General features: G+C 57.1%; 6 protein-coding genes. 3 read left to right on the top strand and 3 right to left on the bottom strand.

Going from position 1 to position 7,071, the window contains the following annotated elements; translation table 11 throughout:
• Positions 1-88 precede the first annotated feature (88 nt).
• The 3 genes from AC0QKW_RS05360 to AC0QKW_RS05350 form a co-directional block, all read right to left on the bottom strand.
• On the bottom strand, positions 89-244 hold the full coding sequence (locus AC0QKW_RS05360; protein ID WP_473150025.1) for a DUF542 domain-containing protein: 156 nt from the start codon (positions 242-244) through the stop codon (positions 89-91).
• 63 nt (positions 245-307) lie between these two features.
• Positions 308-2,620 (bottom strand): nitric-oxide reductase large subunit, encoded by a 2,313-nt coding sequence (locus tag AC0QKW_RS05355; protein ID WP_473150024.1) that lies wholly within the window; start codon positions 2,618-2,620, stop codon positions 308-310.
• A 224-nt stretch (positions 2,621-2,844) separates the two neighbouring features.
• Positions 2,845-3,543 (bottom strand): Crp/Fnr family transcriptional regulator, encoded by a 699-nt coding sequence (locus AC0QKW_RS05350; RefSeq protein ID WP_473150023.1) that lies wholly within the window; start codon positions 3,541-3,543, stop codon positions 2,845-2,847.
• 209 nt (positions 3,544-3,752) lie between these two features.
• Between AC0QKW_RS05350 and AC0QKW_RS05345 the strand changes: the two genes are divergently transcribed.
• From AC0QKW_RS05345 to AC0QKW_RS05335, 3 genes are all read left to right on the top strand, one after another.
• Positions 3,753-4,550: an SAM-dependent methyltransferase gene (locus AC0QKW_RS05345; protein ID WP_473150022.1), complete on the top strand. Its 798-nt coding sequence runs from the start codon at positions 3,753-3,755 to the stop codon at positions 4,548-4,550.
• Between the two features lie 21 nt (positions 4,551-4,571).
• Positions 4,572-4,904, top strand: a complete 333-nt coding sequence (locus tag AC0QKW_RS05340; protein WP_473150021.1) for a cupin domain-containing protein — start codon at positions 4,572-4,574, stop codon at positions 4,902-4,904.
• A 174-nt stretch (positions 4,905-5,078) separates the two neighbouring features.
• Entirely contained in the window at positions 5,079-6,989 is a 1,911-nt protein-coding gene (locus tag AC0QKW_RS05335; protein WP_473150020.1) for a protelomerase family protein, read from the top strand.
• Positions 6,990-7,071 lie beyond the last annotated feature (82 nt).

Genomic DNA, 7,071 nt, shown 5'->3' with positions numbered 1-7,071 from the left:
TGGGAGCAAAGCCTTGGCTCATGGGGACTCACTAAAGGTCGCAGCGATAGAAGGCCCCTAGCATGTCACAGTCCTATTTTTCTTGCGCTTACCCTGGGTCTATGCCCCGCTGAGCACAGGCTTCCGCTAGGGTTCTTTGGCCCCCGCAGCAGTAGTCAACCTGGGCCGATTCAAACAGGCGGGAAAGGGCCGGATGGTCGCGAACGATCGCGCCAACGGTGTCGTTAATTTGAAATGTAGGCATCGTGCAATCTCCTTAGAAATATAGCGCCCAGGGTTCTTTGAGAACCCTGGGAGTTGGGCGTAGCTAACTGGCTTCAACTACCGGCACGACTGGCTCCGGAGCATTCAACTGGGTGGGCTGCTGAAAAAGGGAGTACACCGCCCGCGCCGTAAACAGCACCATGGCGATCGCCCCTAGGGTAAAGACAATGTCGCCGGGGATACGCAGCCACACCGTCCACTGCATCCAGGGTGAGCCAATTACCTCAGCGCTACGGGCATACCAGGTGCCATAGTTCACCGACTGCATCAGCTGGTAAAAGCCGTTAGGAATCAGACCCAAGACCATCATCATCACCAGGCCGCCGTTCAGGCTCCAGAACGAGAAGCGCAGAATCTTCTCACTCCAGGCGCGATCGGGCACAATTTCGCGCAGAGAGAAGAGCATTAGGGCGATCGCCAGGCAGCCATAGACCCCAAACAGGGCGCTGTGGGCGTGGATTGGGGTGGTGTTGAGCCCCTGGGAGTAGTAGAGCACGATCGGCGGGTTGATCAAGAAGCCAAAGACGCCCGCACCGACCAGATTCCAGAAGCAGGTGGCCAAAAAGAACCGGAGCGGCCAGCGGTAGAAGCGCTCGGCCTGCTCAGACATGCGCAGGGTCTTCACCACCTCAAAGCCAATTAGGGTGAGCGGCACGACTTCTAACGCAGAGGCAACCGCCCCCATCGCCGCAATAAACGACGGCGTGCCCGCAAAGTACAGGTGGTGCAGGGTGCCAATTACCCCACTGCCCAGGTACAAAATCGTGGTCAGGTAGGTGGCCCGCAGGGCTGAAGACTTTTTCAGGAATCCCAGCTCGCTACAGAGGTAGGCAATGGTCACCGTGGCAAACACCTCAAAGAAGCCCTCCACCCACAGGTGCACCACCCACCAGCGCCAGTATTCGGCCACGCTGAGCGCCGTGTGGTTGGTATACATCAGCCCCGAAGCGTAGAACAGCGGAATGGTAATGGCGCTGTAGAAAAAGAAGTGGTTCAGCCCGGTTTTGCTGCCCTCGGCCTTGAGCGCCGGGCGCAGGGCGCGAAACATCAGCCACAGCCAAAACACCATGCCGCCAATCAGCAAGAGTTGCCACAGGCGACCCAGTTCCACATATTCATAGCCCTGGTGGCCAAAGAGAAAGCTGTTGTCGCCGGTCAGAAAGCCCTGCACGCTAGCCCAAGAGCCAATTAAGGATCCCACCACCACGACCGTCAGGGCAATTAGCAGGCCACCGTTGCCCCAGGCCTGCCCCTGGGGTTCTTGCTTACCAAATCGGGGGGCAAAATAGAGCCCCGCCGCCAGCCAGCAGGTGGCAATCCAAAATACCGCCAACTGTAGGTGCCAGGTGCGGGATGCGGCGTAGGGTAGGTACTGCTGGAGCGGTAGACCGTAGAAGCCATCGCCTTCGACCGCGTAGTGGGCGGTGACCATGCCCATGGCAATCTGCACCCCAAACAGCGCCATGGCGACCCCAAAGAAGAGGCTGGTGACTTTTTGGCTGGGGGTGGCGAGGCGAATGGCGGGGCGATCGGCGACCACCTGCACCTCATCGGCCTCTTCTTGGGTGAGATAGACGAAGAGAAACGCGGCGATCGCAAAAATCAGCACCATCACCGACACAATTGACCACACCAAGAATTGCCCCGGTGGCTGGTTGCCAATCAGATCATCGTGGGGCCAGTTGGCGGTGTAAGAAAAGGGGGCATGGGGCCGATTCGCCGCCGCCGCCCAGGCCGTCCAGGCAAAGAACGCGGTGACATCGCGAATGTCTTGCTCGCTCTTAAACCAGCCATCGGGGATGGAGTGGATCCGCGACCCGTGGGCCAGCAGCTCCTGGTAGTCGGCAAACACCTGCTTGAGCCCCTGGGTTTGGGCAGCGGTCAGCAGTAGGGTCTCGGTCTCGGCATCGTAGCGGTTGGGCTTAAACTGCTCCTGTACTTGAGCTTCGAGCAGCGCCCGCTCGGTCGGGCTCAGCGCTTCGAGCTCGGTCTGAGAAAAGCTGGGGTCGTTGGCATAGAGCACCCCTGCGGTGGCCAGTCCCCAGCGGTGCAGCACATCCGCCGTCCAGTCGGGGGCCAGGTAGCTGCCGTGGCCCCAAATGCTGCCCACATGCTGGCCGCCCCGGCCCAAGTAGGTGACCTGGCCCTGTTCCACATCGGCGGCGGTGAACATGACCTCCTGCTGGGGCGACTGGGCGATCGCCGGATGCGGTGGCGCGTAGTTAGAAATGGCGGCCCCAGCTCCCAGCAAAACGCTGAAGGTGACCACACAAATGAGCACCAGCCATACCGGTAGACTCAAGTTTTTAAAGCGGGAGCGAGCCAAGCCCGCGACCCCAAGGGATGGATTAGCCATAGTACGAAAGTGGTTCTTGAAACGTCTGTCTCGACTTCATTCAGCTCTGGAGGCAGCCCTGGCGGTTGATTTGAGATAAATCTCCAGGGCTGACCTCAAATTTGGCTTAAGTATCTAATTTGACCGTTTGGCCCTAGTCTGACAGACCGTTCTCAGCTCCTTCATGAGGTAGCTCATAGTTCGATCAAAATCTTGTCAATCCTTAAAACAAAGGCTTTTACTGTTTAGTCAGCCTGGCGCTGCACAATGGCTGCGAGTTTTGCAGCGTCAAGCAGGGTAATTTTGCCGCCCCGCTGGTAGGCTACGGCGCCCTTGAGCTGCTTAAATAGACGCACGCATTCTTCGTAGGTGATGCCAATGCTGCGGGCAATCTGGTAGTAGGTGAGGCGCGATCGCAGCCGTTGACCCTCCGGCACTGCCTCGGTACCCGCACTGGCGGCAAAATATTCCAAGTAGTGGATCAACCGCACGATCGCCCGTTCCGACACGAGACCATGCACGCGGTTGTGCAAATGCTGAAGCCGCTGGTTAAAGATGCCCAGCAGGTGCAGCGCCAGCTCTGGGGCTTCTCGAAATCCCTTCAGCAGAGCTTCTTGTTCGATAGTCAGCACCTCTATCGGCTCCATCGCCGTGGCGGTGGCCGGGGCTTGGCCATTGCCAAACAGAGCCGGGGCCGCAAAGACTTCATCGGCCCACAGCAACCGCAAAATCGTCTCTTTGCCCGATTCAGAAAGTTTAGTCAGCCGCAGCGAGCCCGCTACCAGCAAATAGAGACAGGTGGGCAGGGCATCGCCCTCATGAAACACGACTTCATCGGTGTCGTAGGTTTTTAGGCGGCTGTGCTCAGCAAGTTGCCCCAGCAGAGATAGCTCCACGCCTTTAAACAGGCTGATCTGCTGAAGCTGCTCGACATTGACCTGCATAGCCAGTCTTGACTCAGAGAGACAGGTGAACCGTCCTTAGACTATACCGATAAGCCGTCTATCTGAGGTACTTCCCATGAGCTACAGCCCATGCAGCGTCAAGCTCTTGGCTAGGTTTATGGCCCCTGATTCGGGCGAACCATGAGCTACCTCATAAACAGGGTTAGGCATCTCTGCCAGAGTAAAGACATCCTCCCCTGGTAAATGCCATGACGGCCACTCCGCTCAATCTCAAGACTGCTCCTGGCCATGAGGTGTTGGCCGCAGCGGGCAAAAAAATTCTGCGTCCGGGCGGGCGCAGGGCCACAGAGACTCTCTTTACTTGGGTCAACTTTCAACCCGGCGACACCGTTCTAGAGCTGGCCGCCAGCTTTGGCTACAGCGCCATTGCCCTGGCTCAGCGCTACGGCGTTAAAGTCGTGGGGATTGAAAAAAATCCCCTGAGTGTGGCCCGCGCCCAGGCCAATGTCGAGGCGGCGGGTCTGAGCGATCGGGTAGATATTCGCGAAGGCGATATGTTTCACCTAGAGCAGATCCCCGAGCAGTTTGACTACGTGCTGGGCGAGGCAGTTTTGTCGATGCAGTCGGCCCCTGGTAAAGCCAAAATTTTGCAGGGGGTGGGCGATCGCCTCAAACCCGGCGGCCAATACCTCAGCCATGAAATGCTGGCTCAGGGTGACCACATTGATGACATTTACCGAGAACTGGCGACCACCATTCGCGTCAATACCGCCCCGCTCAGTGAGACAGGTTGGCAAGCAGCCTGTGAGGCCGCGAACCTAGTCGTGCAACAGCACCAGACTGGCCCGATGGCCCTCCTCAACCCGCTGCGCATTGGTCAAGAAGAAGGTCTAGATACCCTGCTCAGCCTGGGCTGGAATTTGCTCGTGCATCCGCTCATGCGGCAGCGCATTTTAGCGATGCGGCGGGTGTTTACCCAGTACGGCAACGACCTGGGCTACATCATTTTTCGGGCTGAAAAACAGCATGATTCGCCCCAGGGCTAGTGTTCTTTCGTTGAGATCACCATGACAACTTCAATTCTCTCATTACAGCCGTCCTTTATCCAGCTACAGGCGCACATTGAGTACCCTAAAGCAGGGGTATTGAGCAAAGTGCTGCTGCAAAGCAAAGTCTGTCAGTACACGCTCTTTTGCCTAGCGGCAGACACCGAAATTTCAGAACACACCTCCACCCGCAATGCAGTCGTGCAAGGGCTAGAGGGCAAAGGAATTTTGACCCTGGAAGGTAAGGATATTGCCCTAGAGCCGGGAGTGTTTATTGTCATACCGGCTAACGCTCCGCACACTCTCAGAGCCATCGAGAATCTGGCCTTTTTGCTCTCACTATCACAGCCCTAAACTAGCGATCGCACCCTAGCCCCTCTCATCTCCCTACAGACCCCTCACAGGACAGCGGTGCCCGTGAGGGGTCTTTGATATAAAATTTTGCATACCGCTATAAATTTACTGACTGCCATAATCAAACTCGTGAATAATATAGATAAAGCCATTTCCATTTAACTCTCCATACCCATGGCCTCTCTAGCTCAATCCTTCGACACAACCCGCGCCGAGATCGTCGCGGCGATGGAGCAGCGCATTGAAAAGGGCGATCGCACCAAACTCACCAAAAAAGAGCTGGAGGAGTTGATCGCTATCCTCGTGGCCAAGCTGGTGGAGATGAATGCCCAGGGCACCGACACGAAGGCGGCGATTGACCGGCTCTGTGCAGCAGAGCAGGCGCTATTGGAAATGGCCTATCCCCTCAGCAGCATCAATTCGGTTTATTTCCCGCGCTATACAAAAGCGATTAAGGCGGCGATTGAGGCGGGGCGCATTTCCCTCAATGGCAAAAACTCGTACCCTCGCCGGTGGACGAAGCGCAATCCGCTGCCGGGGGAGCCCAGCAGTGGTTCTGAGGCGCGACACTACGCTTTAGACGGGTTTACTTACCCCATTGAGGTGCAGGCCCAGCTCAGAGCCGCTACCACCCAAAATGCCAATGCTCGCCAGGACGATCGCCAGCCCGTCGATCTCGATGCCTATATGGGCAAAATCAATCTCCTGTTGGCCTCCAATGACCCGATCGACTTGATTATTGCGATCGCGGCAGTGACCGGGCGGCGGCATACAGAGGTGGTCAGCCTCGGGCAGCTCCAACCTCATGTCGGGGAGATGGCTCAACTGATTCCCCAGGGGCATCCTTACTTGCTGCACTTTACCGGGCAGCAGAAGGCGGCTAAGCCGGCCTATGACTTGCTGACGTTGGTGCCCGCCCAGGATGTCTTGCTGGCGGTGGAAAAGCTCAGGGCAACGGCTGATATTCATGACTTAGACGGGGTCGCCTCAGATGACCCCAGGATGGAGGCGCTAAATGCTCGAGTCAATCGCCGGGTGGTCAAGGTGCTCGATCAGGTGCTGCCGACGCCGAAGGGGTTTACCAATATTTCCATTCATCGCTGCCGAGCGGTCTATGTGCCGATCGCACTCCACTACTTTTGCCCGGCCAATATGGCCGAGCAGCGGCTGGCTCAGCATCTGCTCGGCCATGTGCTGTTGGATGAAACCACCACCAGCAATGCCTCAGTGACAGGCCATTATTACCAGTATTATCTGACTCGTAAGGGTCAGCCGCTCACCGCTCGCGGGGTGAAGCTGGCGGCCAGTGGCCCGATTCCTCTGCCGCCCGATGAGTTAGATGCACCCGTTGAAAAATTCCCCACAGAAACCCAAGGAGCACTGATCGTGGCTGATTCTCTTCCCGCTAAGCTGAGTGAGTCGAAGGAGGGTGACCCGGTTTGGGCGACGATCTCGTCTCAGGCGGCGACAATCTCGACTCAGGCCCAGACCATCTCGGCTCAGGCGGCGACGATTGATCATCTTGCGCGCACAGGCGGTAGAGGACAGGGTGATGATTCAGAATTCAAGGCGTTGAAGGTCGAACATGAACGACTACTAGCGATGCTCGATGAGTTGAGGGCGATCGCGGCTGACCCCAATCAGCTCCAAGCCGCTCAGCGCTTCTTTGCCTTTGATTTTGCCTTTGAGGGCGATGGATTCGATGGCGAGGGGGCTGAGCCAGCGGTGGGAGCACCGGCTGTGTCTAGACCAGCTCGGCTGAAGAAGGAAGACAATGACCACGGTAAGGCCCAAGGGACTAAGCCTTATCAGCGCGGGGTGCGACTGCTTGAAATCGCCCAACAGTGGGCTCAAGAACATCCCGATGCAACGGTCAAGTTCTCGGGGGCGTTGCTCAAGGCGGTCGGCGTTCATGCCGCTGCCATTAAGGCTATTACCACTGACCTTGCCGATGAGATTGAGGCCTTCAATCAGTCCCTCGGCAATGACTCTCTCAAAACCCATAACAAGGGTAGAACTGAGCCTTTCCTCAATTTCGCCAGCCAGAAACTCCAAAATGAAGGCCTCTATCAGCCCAGAAGTTAAAACGGAGGTGAAACAGGTACAGGTGTAGTGGGCGCGGTCACCCTAAGTAGGCATACAGATTTCAGGAATTGAGCTTTAGCTG

It is taken from the genome of Pseudanabaena sp. PCC 9330 (assembly GCF_055795045.1).
The sequence above is the reverse complement of the archived record's forward strand: the minus strand, read 5'-3'. Positions and strand labels throughout refer to the sequence as shown.

Excerpts from the sequence above, each read along its gene's own strand:
- AC0QKW_RS05355 (WP_473150024.1), bottom strand. The coding sequence starts at position 2,620 with ATGGCTAATCCATCCCTTGGGGTCGCGGGCTTGGCTCGCTCCCGCTTT.
- AC0QKW_RS05335 (WP_473150020.1), top strand. The coding sequence starts at position 5,079 with ATGGCCTCTCTAGCTCAATCCTTCGACACAACCCGCGCCGAGATCGTC.
- AC0QKW_RS05340 (WP_473150021.1), top strand. The coding sequence starts at position 4,572 with ATGACAACTTCAATTCTCTCATTACAGCCGTCCTTTATCCAGCTACAG.
- AC0QKW_RS05345 (WP_473150022.1), top strand. The coding sequence starts at position 3,753 with ATGACGGCCACTCCGCTCAATCTCAAGACTGCTCCTGGCCATGAGGTG.
- AC0QKW_RS05360 (WP_473150025.1), bottom strand. The coding sequence starts at position 244 with ATGCCTACATTTCAAATTAACGACACCGTTGGCGCGATCGTTCGCGAC.
- AC0QKW_RS05350 (WP_473150023.1), bottom strand. The coding sequence starts at position 3,543 with ATGCAGGTCAATGTCGAGCAGCTTCAGCAGATCAGCCTGTTTAAAGGC.